This is a genomic window from Paenibacillus aceti (assembly GCF_003614185.1).
GTDB lineage: Bacteria > Bacillota > Bacilli > Paenibacillales > Paenibacillaceae > Fontibacillus > Fontibacillus aceti.
Window position 1 is genome coordinate 2,860,989 of the sequence record NZ_KZ987724.1, and the last position, 322, is coordinate 2,861,310.

Annotated in this window: 1 protein-coding gene; it reads right to left on the bottom strand. The window is 55.0% G+C overall.

The genetic code is table 11. The annotated features are described in order from the left end of the window. Positions 1-322 (bottom strand): TCP-1/cpn60 chaperonin family protein (locus BFJ94_RS26365; protein ID WP_276145668.1); only part of this gene is annotated, 322 nt, incomplete at both ends.

The window sequence follows — 322 nt, forward strand, 5'->3', positions numbered from 1 at the left end:
CGTTGATAAGCGCTACGCCACCGCCCGATACGATCCCTTCTTCAACCGCTGCGCGAGTTGCATTCAGGGCATCTTCGATGCGAAGCTTGCGTTCCTTCAGTTCAGTTTCTGTGGCTGCACCGACTTTGATGACAGCTACGCCGCCAGCCAGCTTAGCCAGACGCTCTTGCAATTTCTCCTTGTCGAAGTCGGAAGTCGTCTCTTCCAGCTGCGCACGGATTTGGTTCACGCGAGCATCGATATCCGCTTTGTCGCCGCTGCCGTCTACGATCGTCGTGTTCTCTTTCGTGACGATCACTTGACGAGCGTTACCCAATTGTTC